The organism is Sphingobacterium sp. NGMCC 1.201703, from assembly GCF_047784615.1.
Lineage (GTDB): Bacteria > Bacteroidota > Bacteroidia > Sphingobacteriales > Sphingobacteriaceae > Sphingobacterium.
Genome location: NZ_JBLOHD010000002.1, coordinates 704472 through 723200 on the forward strand (window position 1 = coordinate 704472; position 18729 = coordinate 723200).

An 18729-nucleotide genomic window follows, 5' to 3' on the forward strand; every position below is an offset into this window, starting at 1 on the left:
TTTACAGATTTATTCCCAATGAGAGCCTTGCATGTATAGGTGCCATTTGTACCCAATAGTACATATTTCCACTACCATTACGCCAAGCTGTAGAATACATTTTTTCGTTCAATAGATTATTGACGATTAGATTAATACGATACTTATCATTGCTCCATCCTGCTCCGGCATCCAATCGAAAGATATCTTTTAGGGCTATAGGATTCGTTGATGTAAAACGCTCAGCTCGGCCGGCGAGCAACTGGTATCCCAAGGATACCGTCAAACCTTTTACACGTTCGATAGGCAATAGATAATTCAACCAGGTATTGTGGATATGCTTTACCCGATTAGGTGTGGCCATATCTATATTTTCGGGTTTCATTTCGTCAGCAGAGATTTTAGAATCCGTGTAAGCATAGTTAATCACCGCATTCAGGCCTTTCGCCAGTCTTCCCTTAAGGTCAAACTCAACTCCTCTCGATTTACTTTCCCCAGTCTGATAGATCAGATTGGATACTGGGTCAGGTGTGATCAAACGATTTCTTTCGATATGGTAGACAGAAACACTTGTATTCCATTTTCCTTCCATCCAATCACGTTTAATCCCTAATTCGTAGTTAACTCCTTTTAATGGTTTTAATGCTGTACCATCCACGGAAATCCCTGCTTGTGGCAAATAACTCTGGTCATGTAAGAAGTAGAGCGAAGTATTTTGATCCAAGGCATAATTGATTCCCAATCGTGGGGTTAAAACAACATCTTCTGAGTTACTCTTTGCACCATAATCATTTGTTTTGCCATTCGATGCAGTGACACGTAAACCGAGAGAAATCCGTAGTTTTTCGTCCAGAAAAAGTAATTCATCCATTGCATAAGCCGAAACATAGAAAAGTTGTCGATGTATTTTACTTCCCTCGGAAGTAAAATCATTCTCCGAAACAAAATCGCCACCTATACCTGTATTAAGTATTGTTTCCGAATACTGTGGATTCGTGATGGACAGCGGATAGACTGTTGTCGCTGTGCCCCATGTATCCCAACTTCGGGATGATTTATTATTGACATCAATTCCAGTGATGATACGGTGGCCGACATTTCCAGTTTTAAAATATCCATTCAGGTATGCCTGCGTAGAAAAGATACCGTACTTATTCGAATCGTAAACTAGATTTCTATCCAAAATATCCTTATTTTGAGCATTCGCACCATTCACCCAGAACAATGTACCGTTATAGCCGCTATGGATATACGCTAATTTCGTTGTCAATTGCCAATCGCTCTTAAATCGATGTTGAAAAGTCAGAAATGCATTATGGTCGTTACCTACAAAAGGTCGTATACTAGGGTCGGTAATGGTAAAATCTTTCGGAAGTGTGCCATAACCGTAAGGGGACATCTGTGCTTCACTGAGGAGAAGATAATTCAATTGTTGATAGATGTATTCGGCCGTTATTGTTGTGCGCTCGCTAAATTGATATTTTAATGCGGGTGCGAATAATAATCGGTTATTTCGATCATATTTAAGAAATCCATTACTGCGCATGCCCATGACATTCAAACGATATTGGATTTTATTGCTCTTATCAAGTTGTCCATCCAAATCTACCGCGGCGTGCAATAAGCCAAAACTTCCGGTTAGCAAATCGAAACTTCTTTTAGTTTCTCCCGTCGGTTTTTTCGTGATGATGTTATAAGAACCAGATGGATCGCTAATAGCATGCATAAAGCCACTTGGGCCTTTTACAAATTCCACCCTTTCAATAATCGCCAAATCATCGGCTATCGGCCCCTTGCCCAATGGACGCATATCCACGCCATTACGTTGTGCACTGATATAGCCGCCACGCGAATATATATCGGGGGATATACCATTGTGTAATTCTTCTCTAAAAGTTCCACTTACGTTACGCGTAGCACTTTCATTTAGGTTTAATACTGCCTGATCCCGAAAAATCTCGCTATTAATGACCTGAATATGCTGTGGGGCTTTCAATAAAGAGGTTTCTAAGCGCAATGCTTCAGACAATTGTTTGGGATTATACCGCTTGTAATACTTAGAGGTAATTTCTATTTCATCAATTTTCAACAACTTTAAGGTGTCAGATGAAATAGTCTGTGCATTAAGACAAAAAGGAGCAGCAATTAATAAAGGTGTAACAAGGCCTTTGAATTGTAACATACTTAGCTAAAGATTTTTGCTACAAAAATCCAAAAACAACATTAAAACTCAATAAGAACAATCTTAATAAACCATAAGAGTAATATTAAGATTGTCTTAGAAATTAAGTAGCCATTAAAACAATAAGATCCGCTCAGATCTCATTTTTGTCAATCCATTTCGTTACCTCCGGCGCCGCATAATTTTCCATCTTATCTAATAGATCTTCAATTGAATCGCTTACCAACAGCATTTCTCTATTCTCCTGTTTTAATAGTCCCTCAACAACCATATGATCCATAAATTTGATCATATGATCATAAAACCCATTAATATTTAATATTCCCACTGGCTTAAGATGTAGACCGAGTTGCCCCCAGGTAGTCATTTCAAAAAGTTCCTCAAGGGTTCCGAATCCTCCAGGCAAAGCTATTATTCCTTCGGCATGATCATTCATGATCCGTTTACGGTCATGCATACTATCTACCGTAATTAATTTTGTTACGCCGCGATGCTCTCTTTCTTTTGAGTTTAGAAAGTGGGGAATTACGCCAACGACCTCACCACCTTTTTCTAAGGCGGCATTTGCAACCACGCCCATTAATCCGGCGCGACCACCTCCGTATACCAGCTGAATGTTTCGCTGAGCAAACGTATAACCGACAGATTTCGCCTGATCTTCATATATGCTTGAATTGCCCAAACTGGAAGCACAAAACACAACGATGCTTTTGATTTTATTCATATACAAGTATAAAAAATAAGCTTCCTAAATCCATTTTTTCAGCAATTTAAATATCATTTTTTTCCCTTGATATGGTGGATAAATCATTGTAGAAAATGCGTATCTGGATTGACGCATCACAGCGCGTTCATGTGAAAATGCTTTGAAGCCAAAAAAACCGTGGCAACTTCCCTGCCCGCTACCATTAACACCGCCAAATGGCAAGTGAGGATTGGAAACATGGATAAGTACATCATTGATACAAACGCCGCCCGATGCTACTTGCTGGACAACCCGTTGAATATGATGTTTGTTTTCGCTAAATACGTACAATGCAAGTGGCTTTTCACTTCGATTTACGATAGCAATTGCATCTTCCAATTTCCCATACGTTATCACTGGAAGGATAGGTCCAAAAATTTCCTCTCCCATGATCGCATTATCCAATGAAACATCTAATAACAATGTCGGACTCAATGTTAAATCCTCAGACAGTACACCGCCTTCAACTAATCGGGCTCCTCCTTGAACCGACTTATTGATCAAAGCAATAAGACGATCAGCATGCCTCTGGTTGATAATTTTTGCGTAGACAGTAGGATCTATTTTATCATCCTTCGAAAAAAACATTTTTTTGACCGCATTTAAATAATGTCCCACAAATTCGTCACGTCGCTTTTCCGGAATAAGAACATAATCTGGAGCTATACAAGTCTGACCAGCATTGATCAATTTTCCCCAGGCCACTTTATTTGCAGCCTTTTCGAGATGGACGGTTTCATCCAAAATGACCGGTGATTTCCCTCCGAGCTCCAAGGTTACTGAACTCAAATGGTCGGAGGCTGATTTCATAATCTGTTTACCAACGGAAGAACTACCAGTAAAGAAAATATGATCAAAAGGAAGCTTCAAAAGAGTTTCCGCTGTAGATTTTTCACCCGTTATACAGACTATCTCTTCCACATCAAATGATTCGGATATCATCTTCTGAATCACTGTTGCTGTGTATGGACTATGTTCAGAAGGTTTCAGTACGATGCAATTACCCGCGGCAATCGCAGATACCAAGGGACTCATCGTAAGCTGAAAGGGGTAATTCCATGGCGATATAATCAGAACCACTCCTTTGGGTTGATAGACGATTGAACTTTTTGCCAGCAAGTTTGTCACCGATCTCCCTACGCGTTTGGGCCGCATCCATTTTTGCAAATGGCGAATAGCAAAATCGATTTCACCATAGATAAATAATACTTCACTTATTGCCGCCTCATTTCTTGATTTACGCAAATCTTTCGCCAATGCCTCATAAATTAAATCTTCGTTACTTTCAATCGCACAACGTAATTTACGCAGCTTTTTTATCCGTTGCTGGGCATCACTCTGTCGTAATTCGATTTGAAAGAGTTGCTGTTGCTGAAATATTGAATCTATTTGCTCAATCATGTTGTTCTAATTAATATAAATTGAAAGGTGATGATATTTTTATTTTTTCCTGGGCATATTATCTATCCATTGGCGGATCAAATCCACACCTTCCTTATGGATAATACTTCGGGCCAATTCGGGCATTGCCGTTCCCGGTTCGGTACTATTCATCCGATAAAGCAGGATCGAATGCTTTGAGTCACCGGGTATGATATCAAAGTTTAAACCACCAGCCCCTCCTCCGGCAGATACGGGCGCTTTATCTACACCGAGATGTGCAGATGCGTTCTCCTCATAATTGAGAAATAACCCTGTATTAAATGCGTCCCCACCTTTGGTATGACAGTGTGCGCAATTGATGTCCAAATAAGCTCTGGCACGTTCTTCGATACTGTATTTTTCTGTATCGGTCCATACGGGCAGTAGTGAAATATTCTTTAAGTCTGGCATATTTTTCAACAATCCCAGCGAACTCCAGTGGGTCAATTGGTTGACAGAATCGCCCGCACGCACAAAATTCAGGTTACGCGCTTTAGGACCTATTGGCATTAGTTTCGATGCATTATTATGACAACGTTTACAATCATTCGTATTCGGCACCATATAATTTGTTGTATGTTTAATACCGGAGTTATCGACCAAAGTAATCGCTAGTTTCGATCCTCTAATATGTTTAACCGCATCCGTTTGCTCCGCATTCCAAAGGTAATTCATGACTTTCCATTTGTGATCTATTGGATCTTTGACCAACAAGCGGGTTTCGATGACGACCTTTTGTCCCTGAACATTGATATAGGAGAAATTTTTAACAATTATGGTTGAATCAGGAAAATCCAAAGGTCCCTGTTCAGTATATTCAATTGATTTTCCCTGTGGAAGAACAATAAAACGATCTTTAACCGTATAGTCTGAAAACAAAGGCGTACTTAGCTCGTACGGAAGCACCCCCTCTCGCGGCATTAGACTACTTAGGCTTCCCTTAAAAAAACCATAATCAGACAGTTTTTCCTTAAATACGAAAGATGTATTAGTTTGTTCTGATTTGTTTTTCCCCTGTCGGCAGCTTTGTTGCAAAGTTAGGGAGAATACAGTCAAAACGATGATAACACCAATGGTCAATTTTATATTTTTCACGGTTATTTACATTGAAATGGTTTCACATTACTTGATGGTTTCCATTTATCTGCTTGCCCCGCATGTTTAAAATCTGCCGAAACAAACATATTTTCACCGGGCTGGTCAATACAAATAGAATCTGGATTTAAGGAAGTACCATTGGTCATCATGTTACTGGTGATTCCATCGTACAGGATCGCAGGGATTCTTTTTACTTTGCGATCAGGTTCAACGGCATTCAGCTGTGCTTCAGTAGCAATAATTAATTGGCCAATACGATGTTCATAAGCCGGTTTCGGGAACTTGTCGTCCATCTCTATGGTGTTGCCATGGATCTTAATATGGGTCGGTATTGGGGAGTAGTTAGCATTGATACGTTCAGCAGCTTTTTCATCTACAGCAAAACCAGAAGCTATAGTAATCGCCGAAGTATTATTTTTTTCAATTGTATTGTCATATATTTCAATATTTGAGGTGGAAAGGATAATAATTCCACTTCCGGGAGAGGCGTTTCCTACTCCCCAAAAAGTTCCAAAACTTCCTCCTTTCGCAAAATTCTTGAAATTGTTATCATAGATCTTGTTACGATAAGCTTTCACATGACCACCTCGCTGCGATAGATCAGGTAGATCGAAAATCAAAAAACCTGCTGTATTGCCATAAAACTCATTGTCATATACCTCAGCATCTGTTGTATTTTCAATTTCACAGCCAGCCACATTTTTGAATGCTTTACATTTTCTTACCACCACTCCTTTGGTCTGTCCTACGTAGATACCGGCATCAGAAGCTCCCTCGGCATAACAATTCTCAATCAGCACATTCTTACAGAGTACGGGATAAATTCCATATCCACCGCTGGTAGAATCGGCTGAACTCCATATACTATGTAGATCTGCAATAATGATGTCCTGACTATTGTTTATCTTCAATAAATCACCTTTTGAATCCCGGATCGTCATATTTCCGATGGTTAGCCCTTTGACATCAGTGATACGGATCCCTTCTCCCCCCTGTGTCTGCCCCGAAAAATCAACAATTGTTTTATCATGCCCCTCGCCGTCGATTTTAATATGATTTACCTGGGCGATACTCAGGTTTTCAAAACGATATTTACCTGCTTTCAAGTGTATATTGGTACTATCTTTAATCGACAGAAAAGCCTCTTCAATCGCTTCCTCCTGCCCCGGACCAAAAGTCAATACATTATAGTCCGTACTTTGCTGATTCTTACAGCTCCATAAGGTGAGCCCAATGAACAGCATTATGAATCTGTTTGCTACATTTCTTTTCATGATTTATCTTTTTATGATTTATTTTGGTTAAAAAATATTATAAGCATAAGTGACATAATACACCGCACCAATGCGAGGGTTGGCAATACCGGTAGAATAATATTTGTTCGTAATATTCGTTCCACCAATACGAATGCCAGAACGCGCTTTAATAAGCTTATAGCTCACCTGTGCATCAATCACAGTCGAGCTAGGCACCTGCCCGGCCGCAAGCCCCCCTGACACAACATAGTAATAGCCGGGCTTATACCGAAGTGATGTGCTAAACGACCAGACTTGCTTTTTACCAAAACCACTATTTCCAAATTCAAAGTTAAAGTGATAATTAGGTGTATTAAAGTTATTGATCTGGCTATTGTTTTTATTTTTAAGATAGTCCGAGTAATAGTTTGCCTTGGTCATAAAATTCTTGCCCAGATCTACGCTCACACTGGCAGCATACCCGTATGTATTTACTGTTTCTCCACCATTAAAAGCGACATTATATTGAACATAGGTAGCATGATCCTTAAAAGCGTTGATATCTTCGGTGCCTGGCGTATTGGCAACATTGGCATAACCGATAAAATTCTTCCATGTTGAAAAATAGCCGAGCACATCAACCATGACGCGCTTACCAAACATCGCTGCGTATCCTAATTCAAAAGCATTGACTGACTGTGGTTTGATATCATCAAACTTAAATTGCTGAAGTACTTTCGGATCATTTGTAACCTGAAATTTTTGCACACTTTCTAACGTATAGGGTGGATAGCGGTCAAATTGATAGTTATCAATCAATAATAGCGAAGATCCTCCGGAGGAAAAACTATTATACCCATTCAATGTATTTTGGAGCGCCTGAATATTAGAAGGAAAACTATATGCATTCTGATAAGAGAAACGCAAATAATTCTGTCTTTGCATCTCATAGACCAATGATGCTCGTGATGTAAGCCGTGGTTGAGCGAATAATGTATTCTTATCATACCGAAAAGAAGTCGCGATATTTAATCGTTCATCCATGACTCTCTTTGCCATTTGAAGATAAGCACTGTATTCATTGACATGAATAGGTTTATCCTTATCTGGGAAAAGTGTATTTTTAGAATTGAGACTATACAGGCGCCAATTGACACCGGCAATGACCTGCATAAATTTGATATGATCTGAGAAATTATATTGCGCCTCAGCATTATATAACTTACTGCGGTCAAGAAACAATGTCCCACCTTCTGAAATTGGCGTATTGCTAATGCTATCTTTAAGTCTATTGAATAATGCGCTACCAAGTTCTGCCCGGCCCTGGTCAGCTAAAGTACGTCCTTGGAGATGGGCATCTGTAAGCGATGTGCCAGTGGCAAGTGCATTAAGAAGACCAGCTGTAAACTCCGGATACCAGCCCCCGACATTACCATCGTAACTTGTTTTCCAGGACTCATTGATGTATTGGGCCGTCGGTCCTGCTACGAGTGTTTTTCCTGAATTTTCCTGGGTGGTATAAGCCCGGAGGAACCATTTGTCATTTCGTACCTCCAAACGATATTGGCCCACTTTAAATCCTTTTAACTGATAACGGGTATCATTGGTGTACACGATGTTTCCAGTGCCAAAAGTCGCCGAAGCGATCGCTTCGATATCCGATGAAATCTTATAGCGAAATTCGCCATTTACCTTAAAAAGCTTCGCCCTATTATCGAGATACCCATACTCAGCATAGCCTGTCCGGGAAACATAGTTTGAATGGGCAAGCAAGGGTTCAACAATTGGCGCCAAATCTGGATTTTCAGCAAGTGCAGCTTCCAGGAAAGGGTTGATATCTACCGAAGTCGCTCCGCCGTACATATTGACACCATTATAATTGGGATCCGTTAGCGCTGTACCCAAGCCATTTTTATTTGTCTCATCATTGGCCACCCAATCTTTTGCCTGGGTATATTGACCATTGACCTTAAAAGCTATCTTATTGCTCAGTTGTTTGGCATAGCGAATTGTCCAATCATAATAGGGCGATGCGGGAACAGGATCATTGTTCTTTTTAGCGTTTATATGATTTACCCCCTGCGTCACCAATACACTTAATCCCTGATATTTGAATGGATTTTTCCCAGTTGCAATCATGGTTCCGTTGAGTCCCCGGGAGCCATATAAGGCAGAAGAAGCTCCTGATAAAAGCTCAATATTATCAACATCAAGCTGGGTCAAACCAATAACTGAGCCCAGTGGAAAATTCAATCCCGGAGCCTGATTGTCCATACCATCGACAATCTGTGTAAAATTTGTATTCCCGCTTGTATTGAACCCGCGTGTCGTCACACTGGTGAAACCAATACTGGACACAGTAACATCGACTCCCCGCAGACCCTGAAGCATATCCATATAACTTATTTGGGCAGAATTACGGATATCTTTGTTGCTGATCTGCTCGATAGTCACAGGGGAAGAAAGTTTGGTCTGGACTGTTCGGCTAGCGGACACCACCACCTCCTGCCCCAGTATCGGCGAAACATTCAGCGGAATTTCTAAGGGAGAGGCTGCACTTTCAACAAGGACCTCACGGGGTTCAAATCCGATCGCTGAAATAGAAAGGATTAGGGGCAAAGGTTTATTCGTTTTCAATTGAAAACGACCTCGATCATCCGAAAAGGTACCATCCTTACTATCTTTTATACGTATAGAAATTGCATAGGCGGCCTCCCCGGTCAGGCTATTACTAACACGTCCGTTTATCGTCTGTTGCGCAAACAAAGAAAAGGGGGCGCAGACACAGAGAATCTGGATTAATAAGGTAATTTTTTTCATAGTTTATATTGGTTAGCGTATAATATTCGCTTCAATGCCTCACTTTACCCCATCCATGATTCCCTGAGACAGGTTATCATCCTTGCTTTCTGATCCCCTTGAAAATCAAGGAAACCAAAAATTTAGTATCCCGAAGGCTTTGCGCATAGTCGATCTCAACTTGCTTCTTTAGGATTGCTTGTTGCTCCGTACTATGTTTTAATGCATTCGCAAAATTGATTAGTACAGAAGCCGTATTTTCCGGATCTTCCATATCCAGCTGCTCCCGAGCGATGGCCTGCAGCAAAAGCTTTGTCAGAAAATCCTTTTCCTGCACCATCATCGCATCATATAGTTCAAAAAAGCGAGGTAAAATCTTGTCAAGCGATTCTACCGACACCCTATTCATATTAAGCACATTCGTATAATAATTCAATCGCGATTCTAAATAGAACCCGATCTGATTCTCCACTCCTTTTTTCTTTAAGGTACTTTGTTGCAATGTATTTATAAAAGACTCACCCTCGCGGATCGCAACTTCTATAAAAATATCTTCCTTGTTCTTATAATAATAATAAAGCGAAGTTTTGTTCAATCCTACGGCTTTCGCAATATCGTCCAATGTCGTCTTCTCTAAACCATATCGCTCAAAACACTCCATTGCGGCCTGACCAATCCGCTCCTTAACCTGTTCCTTTTTGTTCATCTGAATTAAAGTTAGTTATATATTTTCAATTTTCAAACATTTTACTAAAATGTTTGAAAATTGAAAATATATAAAATGAATACTGTTATTTAGCAATCTCTGCAAGCAAGCTGATATTCAATGCATATATCAACCAGCATATTCCTGCTACAGGTTAAATTTAACATTTCGCAGGTAGTTTTGGGTTCGTTATTTCAAAAAACGTAATTTTTAATTACACTCCGCTCATGAAGTTATTTTCTTGCCTTATGAAAAGAATAAAAAAACAAAAATGCATTATAATTGTAATGAGAAAGTGACGTTTAACAATTTAAAAAATTATAAATATGAACCAGATTATGAACATGATAGCGATTGCGGGTCTCAGCGCAGTACTCCTTTCGTCAACCCCAGTACCTCAACAAAGTGTAGGTCAGAACAATTACACCGAAGTTATTGAGCAAGCCCCACTTACAATAGGGGCAGAAGGTACCGATTCCTTATTGCAATACTTCGACCAGACAACCAAAGAACTCGAAAAACAAGTCTCAGGTCTTAGCGAAGCTCAGCTACAATTTAAAGCAGCCCCAGATAAATGGTCCATCAGCCAATGCCTGGAACATATTATACTCTCTGAACGTATGATATTTGATATGGCAAAAGCATCTTTGACAAAAGCTCCGCAACCTGAGAGAAAAAGCGAGGTACAAATGACTGATGACAATCTAAAAACGACAATTACTGATCGAAGTCATAAGTTTCAGGCTCCCAAAGAACTCCAACCGACAGGTATTTACAAAGACTCGAAGACAGCTTTAACTGATTTTCGGACTGCAAGACAACCGGTCATTGATTACATAAAAAAAGCAGATGCCAAAGATCTCCGCAACCATATTAACGATTATCCGACAGGCGTTGTAGATGGTTATCAAGGCTTAATGTTTATTGCTGCACATTGTGCCCGACATACCAAACAGATTGAAGAAGTAAAAGCAGATCCTAATTTTCCAAAACAATAAGAAGATGAAGAAAATGAATTATCAGATCACGATCGACTCCCCTGTCGATCATGTGTTTAAAACAATGCTTGGTAAAGAAACGTACAAAAAATGGACCACCGCCTTCAACCCAACATCTGACTTTGAAGGTAGCTGGGAAAAGGGTTCCAAGATTTATTTTACAGGTATCAATAAAGACGGTGAAAAAGAAGGTATGGTGGCTGAGATCGCCGAAAATATTCCAAATAAATACATATCCATTCGTCATTATGGAATTCTAGATAAAGGTCAAGAAATCACCGAGGGACCAGCTGTTGAGGCCTGGGCGGGCTCACTGGAGAATTACACATTCACCGATCTCGATGGCAAAACATTATTAAAGGTCGACGTGGACACCAATGAGGAGTATCTTGATTATTTTGACGAAGCCTGGCCAAAAGCTCTACAAATTCTTAAAGAAATCAGCGAGAAATAAAAAGGATATATTGGTAAAATAGAGAAAAAGCCAAACCTTTAGATAGGGTTTGGCTTTTTTTAATATTCCATTTCACTACTTTCTCACAAGGCTAGCAATAATATGACGCACCAATGCAAAAACAAAAAAGCCCCACGTCCACTGGGGACTCGGGGCCATAAATAAACATATGAAACAAATTCTTATCAGATCTCCAAGCACCTTTCAGCGCTTACCTTTTAGTTCAAATATATAACGAACAGATGGACACCGATGCTAACATAACTATTATCAGTTATTCGTTCTTTATTGTTCAACACGATGACTTTTCTAATTGACTGCCGGCTTCTTCATATCATTCGCAAAACTACTTTTTCTTCATTCAATTATGACTTGTTAGCTTTAGCCGAATCGTAAATTTTTGCTCTGAACCGTCCACTTGCTGAGGTTATATCTAATAGCATCGGGCCATAACCGGCATTCGTCACACGAAATATCCCTTCAACCCAACCTTTATCTATTTTGGTAATCTGAATTTGTCCACCACTAGGTACTATATCTTTAATAATCTCATCAAAATATCTACTCATGTAGGTTGTTTTTGATGTCTGAAAATGAAAATGATTGCCTCCATTGGACACTTCATACTTATAGTCGCCTACACCACCATTCCATCGCAGTAAAAAGTATCCTCCACCCTCATTTTCAGGATTTGACAATAAGTAGCTATTTCCCGATTTCGCAGCCGAAGAAGCCGGGAACTTTACAGGTGCCCCACCAGCAATACTGAGCTCTATCCAGCCGTTACCTGAAATCTGGATATTGGACAGTAATAGATAAGTTCCGGCGCGAGGTGCCTTTAATTTGAGGCTTACCACGGCTGTTGCACTTCCATTAACGCTAGCGGGTGCCTGATAGGTTACGGTACTGGCATCTGCTTTAACGATTTTACCCGGTCCCGCAAGCTCCCAAGAATCTATAAATTTGCTAGGTAAGGCTGCGGGTGTTCCAACAGGATACCCCGGCTCGGTCCCCTGACCAGTGCCGGTCAGGGGTGTCAAAAGATCATCCCATTTTGTCTGGGTATAGATAAGGGCACGTACCGCCTGGGTCTGTCCGGGTTCGATAGAAGCTTCATATGGCTCCAATGAAAGCCTATTCATTAACGACCAATCACTAAAATGGGAGGTTTCATAACTGATTGTTTTCTGAACCGTATCCGTTTTACTTGCACCGACATATTTCCAAACCTGATCTTGCTGCTGATAGGCAAATCCCAGGGTTTGTGGCAGTCCGACCTGATCGGTTATCGTCTTCCAGTCGAAGGTAAGTGTTACCGCCTTCTTAAATGTGACATCGTGCGGTGTCAGGCGGTAAGATAAACCGATACCCGCGATATTGGTCTGTACAATTGGCTGTATTGAAATTAACTTTTCCTCCGTGAGTGCACCAGCAGGAACAGAAATTTTTAATTGTCCATCAGCTGAAGACAGCACACCACCGGCTGGACCAATGGTTTTACGCGAAGCTTGCCCTTTGATAGCCCCAATCGGACGCGCCAAGGGTGTGATCGCAATTTCTGTCTCAGGTTCTTCCTCAGGCTTAATAGGATCTCTTTTACAGGATGTGCCCAATAGTGCCACACCAAAAGTGACTCCTATCAGAAAAATATATAAACAGTTAAATTTTACGTTCATTTCTTTAATATTTAATAATCAACAGTAGCAAAATTAGATGCATTTACTGGCTATAAACATGAGCTGAATCACTTAAATTCATAGGCATTATTACCTATAAATACTATTTTTGATCCTCCGGCCATTGTGTCCTCCGGTGCCCCTTTACGATATAGATTTTACCATTGACAGCGGTTTTATACCTGACATAAATACTGTCGGCAACGGTTTTACTTGGCTGTGTAGAGGCGTTTAACAAAATCTTCCCCTCAAGTAGCGTAACAGCGGTATTAGCAGCTGGTACAGCCAGGGTATTTTTATATTCACCTGCCACAAAAGTTCTATTTTGCAGGTCTATATTGACTTTTGCCAACAGGCCAAAGGGCTGGGCCGCGTTACTTAGCTTAAACCAGGCCGCATTCGCCAGATTGTCTGAAGTGTTGTACGTGCTCAATGTAAATAGGTTTGTACTCGCCGAAGAACCATCTTCATGGAATACGCGTGTATGCCATTCTCCGGAGACTGGGAAAATAGGAGAATACGCCACAGCGGGCTGCTCCTTTTTGCAAGCAACACAGCTTAACACAAGACATACGAAAAAGTATTTAAAGCTATTTTTCATTTCTTTATTTATTGAAAATCTAAACTTATTTTTTATGCCACCACATCTTTGTATCAATGGAAACCGCTTTGGGCGTGTTTGGATTATTATCCGAAGATACCTTTGGATAAGGTAGTCTTCTTGGAAGCTCATTACCAACCAATGAAGTATTTAATGAAGGTGTGTATTGACCGGGAACATAACTCTGCTCATCAGCCGGTACGGTACTGACAACTGGATATCCGGTTCTATTTTGGTCATAGAAGGCGTCCCATGCCTGACATCGTGCTGATGCGATCCATTTTTGGGTAATAATCTGCTCCACCATCAATTCAGCTACCCCTGGTTTAAACGCGTAGGCCCCATCAGTTCCTAGAAAGGCTGTCGCATCCTTGCCCCATCTGGAGAATGCCAATTTCACAGCTGATTCATAATGACTTTGTGCTTTGCTTACAGTATTTAAGCGTGCCCAGGCCTCCGCCTGTAAAAATTCTACCTCCGCATGGGACATAAAATATACGGGATCGGTTGCAGCTAATTTGGCCCTTGAGGTACTTCCCACCGGATATTCAGTACTGGTGGCATTATAATTTCCTTGCGCGTATGCAGTATATTGGCCGTTTATATCATTGGTTTCATAGAAATCCGCGATCCTGGGATCGTTATTTTCCAGCAAATAAGATAATAATGTTTTGCTTGCGCGGATATTCGCCCCTGTACTCAGGGCCCGTCGATCGGATTCAAAAAGTGGGTTTGATTTATCTTTGATATCTTCAAATGCATCTACCCGTGCATCCGCGAGCAACAAGTCACCTTCTTCCAGTAGGGACTTTATCGCCAAAGCGTTTGTTGTAAAATCGCGCATTAAAACTTTCAGCTTCAATGATTTCGCAAACTTGCGCCATTTATCGATATCTCCTGAGAACACAAGGTCCTGATTCCCCATACTGGGAAGTGCCTTGGCCTCGGTAACCTTTGTTAAGACATCGTCCAATTGACTCAATATCAATCCATTGACAGCTTTCCCCTCATCCCATTTCGGATTATAGCCACCTTTATCCCCCTGCAAGCCCTCTTTAATCGGTAAATCGCCATACAGATCTACCAGAACATGGTAGTCAAAAGCGAGCATTACAGATGACGCGAGATAATAATTCCAGAGTCCTGCCGCTTGCGCTTTCTCTTTGGCGATATACAGATCTTTCATTCCACCCCCAAAAAGGTTCGCCCAGATTCCGTTATAAGAAGATATTGTCAATGCATAGGAGTCAATATTTTTGTATTGATTGGACGTGTTATTCTGCGTATAATGCTGTGCCCAAAAACCACCTATAAGTTCCAGATCACCGCCTATTTTCGCCGCACTATATGCAACGCCTGACGGAAATAAAAGATCCGGAGCTGCATCGGTTTCTGATGGTAAATAAGGATCTTTGTTGATATCCAAAGCCTTATCGCACGAATTAAAAATTAATGCACCCGCTATCAATATGTATCCAAATGTTTTTATTGTTTTCATAAATAATTTGTCTTTTAAAGGCCTTCTGTTATACCGCGATTATTTGCCCTTACCTCTATACCTGCCAATCGCGGATCATTTGGTCGTGTCAAAAAATAATTAGAACCGTACGCGAACACTACCTCCATAACTACGAAATGTTGGACCAGCAGCAAACTCACCAAAATTGGAAATAATATCGTTTCCATAATTTGTTGATTCCGGATCTACGAAATTGTTATTTTTCGGTGTCCAGAGGAATAAATTCCGACCGACCAGGCTGAAATCAACTCCCTTGATTTTCGATCCAAGGGTGCTCTTTGGCAATGAATAGGTGAGTACAAGCTCCCTTAGTTTAACAAAGTCGCGTTTCAATACAGCACGATCATATATAAAATTGGTGCTGCTCGGATTCCAATAATTATTAATGTTGTTCACCGAGATCTGAACATCATTTTCCACATACTGATCCCCCACTTGTTTAACAGAATTTGGGATTAGCCAAGGTTGGCGCTCGTTGTACATAGTTTCTGTTGCATTTCCTACAAAGTAATTCAGCTGCGCTGTGTAAGAATAGAAAAAACCTCCCTTGCGCCAATCCAGTACACCGGCCAAGCTCCAGTCCTTGTATGTAAATTTGGTATTGAAACCTACGATAAAATCGGGCTCATAATTCCCTATAGTACGTTTGGAATTGGGCTCAGTCAACGGGATCCCATTCGTTCCGTTCACAACTACTTTACCGGCATGTTCACCATTCTTGACTGTCATCACTTCAGGAACCTTAAATACACCAAGCGGTTGGCCAATCAGGGCGACAAAATCCACCATATAGGCTGAGTATATATTAAATTCCTTAACATCATCCCATAATTTCACAACTTTACTGTTATTCTTCGTAAAATTTATTCCCAGATCCCATTGAAAATCTTTCATTCTTAGCGGAGTAGCATTTAATCCGATTTCAACACCTGTATTTCGGATATCACCAATATTTTGAGTTCGTGTCGTAAAACCAGATTCCGGCGGTAGTGCCGAAGAATAGATCTGATCAACTGTTTTTCTATTATAATAAGAAACATCCAGCCCAATTCTGTTATTCAATAATTTCATCTCCGTCCCGAACTCAAATTCTGTGGTGATCTCAGGTTTGAGATTATCATTACCCAACAATTTACCATGCTGTAATCCAGCGGTACCCTTTAAAGGCAATACGATATCCCCGAATCCTAAACCTAAACGGGAGCTCGCATAGGTATTTTGAACACGATACGGAGAAGCATCGTTCCCTGTTTTGCCCCAGGCGGTTCTAACTTTTATAAAATTGAACAGATCGGACTTCAGTTCCCCAAAAGCATCAGTCAAAATCAATGCAGTGTTAATTCCGCCATATTTATAATTGTTGTGTTTGATTGGGAGCGTGGACGACCAATCCGAGCGGAAAGACGCATTTAAAAACCAGTAATTTCTATAACTCAATGTAGCATCTGCAAATAACCCCATCAGACGCTGTCTCAGGAAAATATTGTCCACAACTGGTGTTCCGCTTGTATTTTTTAAGCTGTACCATCCCGGTATGTTCAAACCACTAATGTAGGAATCGAGATAACTGAACCCTTGCTGGTTAAAGTTATACCCTACATTCGCTGACAGGTTAAGCGCTTCATTGAACGACTTATCCGTCTTGAACATAAATGTTGCATCAATTTGATTTGCCTTCCGATAATTTTCGCCATATCTACCTGTGGTAATAGCCTTCTTATGCACAGCCGATGTAGAACCGGGGGTATACGTGATTCGTTGAGAAAAATCCTTTGTATTGATACTTCCAAAATCACCGCCTAGCTTACCTACAGCAGTTAACCAAGGTAATATCTTATAGGAAAAATCTATATTTCCATAGACACGGTCTTCCTGAAGTTTGGTCCCGTTATCCAGCAGGGCTTTATAAGGGTTTGACGAATACGGTGTAAAGTAATTATCATAATTATAATAGGGATTGTTATAATCCGCCATAGACAAAATATCAATATCAACTGGGGTCTGTATCAGTTCCTGAAAAGTTGTCTTTCCCCCGTCAGCCGATCCTTGCCCTTGGAAAATTGCATTTAAATCACGTCGTACATAGTTTACACCGTAATTAAAGGTGAATCTGTCGAGGTTGGTATTCCCACGAAAAGAAAAGTTATTGCGTTTCAATTTATCCGGATGCCCCGGCAATACGCCGTGCTGATAAAAGTTACCGTAGGAAAATAGGTAGGAAGATCGCACTCCACCACCTGATATTGACAATGTATTAGTGGCATCCAGCCCCGAAACGTAGAATTTTTTTATGTTATCTTTAACATATGAAAAAGACTTTGTCTGACGGACTCCATTAATGGCAGAGCCCCAAGGCCTTTCGATCCCATCTAGTTTTGGTCCCCATGAACCGTTCTCTGCAGCATCAAAATCTGGCCAGCCCTGCCCAAATAAATGCTGTGTCTGGGGAACCATCAGTACATTGCTCACATTTATGGCTCCATTATAGGTAACTGAAAGATGCTGCCCCAACTTTCCTTTTTTGGTCGTGATCATAATGACACCGTGTGCGGCACGGGAACCATATAAAGCCGTTGCCGAAGCTCCTTTTAAAATTGTCATTGACTCAATGTCATCGGGATTTATATCGTTTGCGGCATTTCCCAGGTCAATAGACCTTGTGGATTCAATTTTTGCCTGATAACCACTATTGGATTCAACCTTTGCCTGAAAACTATTATTAATGGGAACGCCATCAACGACATACAAAGGATTATTTGCTGAAAAAGAAGATACGCCACGAATAATTACTTTTGTCGATCCGCCCGTTGTCCCAGAATTTGAAATACTGACACCGGCAACCTTACCCTGTAGGCCTGTCATTGCATTCATATTATTTGCTGCAACGATATCATTGGCCTTAACTGTAGTAGCTGCATAACCAAGCGCTTTACTCTGCTTCGACATACCCATGGCGGTGACCACGACTTCTTCCAGCGCCTTGTTGCTGTCCTCCAGTGTAATATTAAAACCGGACTGCCCGTCTTTTACAATAAGGGTCTGCTCCGCAAATCCAAGCGAGCGAAAAACAAGTACCTTTCCTACAGGTACAGATAATGTATAATTGCCATTTTGATCGGTTTGAGCAGTCGTATTGGATCCCTGTACAGCAATTGTTACGCCTGCCAATGGCTTCCCGTCAGCAGCAGTTACACGACCGCTCACTTTCCTGTCCTGCGCAAAAGCAACAGACGACATCATCATGCTACCTACCAAAAAACTAAGTAAATTTTTATTCATACGATTGTTGATTTTATTTAGCTTGCGTATAGCCAC

13 protein-coding genes are annotated in these 18729 nt (G+C 40.8%); 2 read left to right on the plus strand and 11 right to left on the minus strand.

The window, feature by feature from the left end:
* Position 1: 1 nt before the first annotated feature.
* The 7 genes from ACK8HY_RS08240 to ACK8HY_RS08270 all read right to left on the minus strand — a co-directional run bounded on the left by ACK8HY_RS08240 (position 2) and on the right by ACK8HY_RS08270 (position 10166).
* The gene (locus ACK8HY_RS08240) at positions 2-2161 is read right to left on the minus strand and encodes a TonB-dependent siderophore receptor (protein ID WP_416133337.1); all 2160 of its coding nucleotides are present in this window, start codon (positions 2159-2161) and stop codon (positions 2-4) included.
* A gap of 133 nt (positions 2162-2294) precedes the next feature.
* A complete protein-coding gene (locus ACK8HY_RS08245; protein ID WP_416133338.1) occupies positions 2295-2885 on the minus strand; it encodes a TIGR00730 family Rossman fold protein in 591 nt (196 codons plus the stop codon).
* 24 nt (positions 2886-2909) lie between these two features.
* Positions 2910-4307: an aldehyde dehydrogenase family protein gene (locus tag ACK8HY_RS08250; protein ID WP_077432499.1), complete on the minus strand. Its 1398-nt coding sequence runs from the start codon at positions 4305-4307 to the stop codon at positions 2910-2912.
* A 39-nt stretch (positions 4308-4346) separates the two neighbouring features.
* Positions 4347-5423: an SO2930 family diheme c-type cytochrome gene (locus tag ACK8HY_RS08255; protein WP_175991922.1), complete on the minus strand. Its 1077-nt coding sequence runs from the start codon at positions 5421-5423 to the stop codon at positions 4347-4349.
* Between the two features lie 2 nt (positions 5424-5425).
* Positions 5426-6700: a parallel beta-helix domain-containing protein gene (locus ACK8HY_RS08260; protein WP_077432497.1), complete on the minus strand. Its 1275-nt coding sequence runs from the start codon at positions 6698-6700 to the stop codon at positions 5426-5428.
* Positions 6701-6727: 27 nt separating this feature from the next.
* Positions 6728-9481, minus strand: coding sequence for a TonB-dependent receptor plug domain-containing protein (locus ACK8HY_RS08265; RefSeq protein WP_416133339.1), 2754 nt, complete (start codon positions 9479-9481; stop codon positions 6728-6730).
* 76 nt (positions 9482-9557) lie between these two features.
* Positions 9558-10166 (minus strand): TetR/AcrR family transcriptional regulator, encoded by a 609-nt coding sequence (locus ACK8HY_RS08270; RefSeq protein WP_282253434.1) that lies wholly within the window; start codon positions 10164-10166, stop codon positions 9558-9560.
* 326 nt (positions 10167-10492) lie between these two features.
* Between ACK8HY_RS08270 and ACK8HY_RS08275 the strand changes: the two genes are divergently transcribed.
* Positions 10493-11164: a DinB family protein gene (locus ACK8HY_RS08275; RefSeq protein ID WP_254846146.1), complete on the plus strand. Its 672-nt coding sequence runs from the start codon at positions 10493-10495 to the stop codon at positions 11162-11164.
* A gap of 4 nt (positions 11165-11168) precedes the next feature.
* Positions 11169-11618: an SRPBCC family protein gene (locus tag ACK8HY_RS08280; RefSeq protein WP_416133340.1), complete on the plus strand. Its 450-nt coding sequence runs from the start codon at positions 11169-11171 to the stop codon at positions 11616-11618.
* Positions 11619-11983: 365 nt separating this feature from the next.
* On the opposite strand, the gene ACK8HY_RS08285 is transcribed toward ACK8HY_RS08280, so the two are convergent.
* The 4 genes from ACK8HY_RS08285 to ACK8HY_RS08300 form a co-directional block, all read right to left on the minus strand.
* A complete protein-coding gene (locus tag ACK8HY_RS08285; protein WP_077432493.1) occupies positions 11984-13294 on the minus strand; it encodes a hypothetical protein in 1311 nt (436 codons plus the stop codon).
* A 103-nt stretch (positions 13295-13397) separates the two neighbouring features.
* Entirely contained in the window at positions 13398-13895 is a 498-nt protein-coding gene (locus ACK8HY_RS08290; protein ID WP_175991921.1) for a lipid-binding protein, read from the minus strand.
* A 25-nt stretch (positions 13896-13920) separates the two neighbouring features.
* Positions 13921-15393, minus strand: coding sequence for a SusD/RagB family nutrient-binding outer membrane lipoprotein (locus ACK8HY_RS08295; protein WP_077432491.1), 1473 nt, complete (start codon positions 15391-15393; stop codon positions 13921-13923).
* Between the two features lie 99 nt (positions 15394-15492).
* Positions 15493-18693, minus strand: coding sequence for a SusC/RagA family TonB-linked outer membrane protein (locus ACK8HY_RS08300; protein WP_416133341.1), 3201 nt, complete (start codon positions 18691-18693; stop codon positions 15493-15495).
* Positions 18694-18729 lie beyond the last annotated feature (36 nt).